The sequence below is a fragment of the Paraburkholderia ginsengiterrae genome (genome assembly GCF_001645125.1).
GTDB lineage: Bacteria > Pseudomonadota > Gammaproteobacteria > Burkholderiales > Burkholderiaceae > Paraburkholderia > Paraburkholderia ginsengiterrae.
In genome coordinates this window covers 1-1,877 of the sequence record NZ_LXKA01000003.1, presented here as the reverse complement: position 1 = coordinate 1,877, position 1,877 = coordinate 1, and the positions used below count along the sequence as shown (strand labels likewise).

Genomic DNA, 1,877 nt, shown 5'->3' with positions numbered 1-1,877 from the left:
TTTTTTTCGTGCGCCCGGCAGGGCGCACTCACTCGGAGGTGAAAGTCCTCTACACACCCGGCAAGGGGAAGTGTTAGCCAGAGGCAAGGGTTTCGCGGGCGACTGCGAGTCTGAAGGAAGTCCGAGGCAAAGCGCTGGCCTGACGAACAGGAAGCGGATATGAGGCGACGCGTTGGGACGAGGCAGCGAAAAAGGCCAAATCCAGTACTTGCACGGAACGACGCGGCGTAAATCCGACGGGCATAAGCGTGAAGGTGGGTGCGTCATACCCGGGGAGATCTGTACGGCTGCCATAGGCTACCGGCGTCGAGAGGCGGCGGGATGGCTGTGCAGAAGTCAGCAGAGGGCATAGTAGGCCGAGAGGCTGAAGGCCCGAACATGAAGGACCACGATTAGGACGGTGGAGACTCGATGCGAACCGACGAAGCACAAGCCCGTGAGAGCGGGGCCATGACGCAGGAACCGGGGCGGAACCTCGGGGTGGGCGTACATGGTGCGGAGGCAGGCACGGCGGCTACCGGGCAAACGAAAGTGGAGGAACCATCGCTGATGGACGCGGTGGTTGAACGTAGCAACCTATGGGCAGCGTATCGACGGGTGGTCAGCAATCGCGGTGCACCGGGGGTCGATGGCCTGCCGGTGGATCAATTCGCGGACTGGCTGAAGATGCACTGGCCAAGCGTGAAGGCGGCGCTGCTGGAAGGACGGTACATGCCTGAGGTGATACGCGCGGTGGATATACCGAAGCCTGCGGGCGGGGTACGGACACTGGGCATTCCGACGGTGCTGGATCGGCTGATCCAGCAGGCGCTGCACCAGGTACTCCAGCCGATCTTCGAGCCGGGGTTCTCCGAGTCGAGCTACGGCTTCAGGCCGGAGCGCAGCGCGCAGCAGGCGGTACTGATGGCACAGCAGTATGTGCAGGGAGGCCGTCGCTGGGTGGTGGACATCGACCTGGAGAAATTCTTCGACCGGGTGAACCACGATATCCTGATGTCGCGGATTGCCCGGCAGGTGAAGGATGATCGGGTGCTCAAGCTGATCCGGCGGTATCTGGAGGCGGGTCTGATGCGCGAAGGGATGGCGCAGCAACGACGGGAAGGGACGCCGCAAGGCGGTCCCCTGTCGCCACTGCTGTCGAACATCCTGCTGACGGATTGGGACCGCGAGCTTGAGCGACGTGGGCATGCGTTCTGCCGCTACGCGGACGACTGCAACATCTACGTCCGAAGCAAGGCGGCGGGCGAGCGACTGTTGATCGGCATGACGGCGTTTCTTGCGAAACGCCTGAAACTGAAGGTCAACGAAGCGAAAAGCGCATGTGACCGACCGTGGAAACGCAAATTCCTTGGCTACAGCATGACGGTACATCGTCAGACGAGACTCCGCATTGCACCTGACAGCCTGAAACGGCTTATGGGGCGGGTGAAGACATTGCTGAGGGAAGGGCGCGGAAGAAGTCTGAGCCACACCATCGAAACACTGAATCCGGTGCTTCGCGGATGGATCAACTACTTCCGGTTCACGCAAAGCAAGCGCGTACTGGAAGAACTGGATGGTTGGATCAGACGGCGCTTGCGCTGTCTGCTCTGGCGGCAGGCCAAACACCGCCAGGGCCGCACCACCATGCTACGTCGGCAGGGGTTACCGGAAGAGCGCGCATGGCGCTCGGCGCACAACGGCCAGGGGCCGTGGTGGAACGCCGGCGCGTCACACATGGGCACAGCCTTCCCGAAACGCTTCTTCGACCGACAGGGGCTTGTTTCGATGCTGGACACCCAGCAACGCCTCCAGCGTTCTTGATGAACCGCCGTATGCGGAACCGCACGTACGGTGGTGTGGGAGGGCTGAGGGGGTGACCCCTCACCCTACCCGAT

1 protein-coding gene is annotated in these 1,877 nt (G+C 62.2%); it reads left to right on the top strand.

The genetic code is table 11. The features are described 5' to 3' along the window. The first annotated feature begins 411 nt into the window (after positions 1-411). Entirely contained in the window at positions 412-1,803 is a 1,392-nt protein-coding gene (gene ltrA / locus A6V37_RS00030) for a group II intron reverse transcriptase/maturase (RefSeq protein WP_064271777.1), read from the top strand. Positions 1,804-1,877 lie beyond the last annotated feature (74 nt).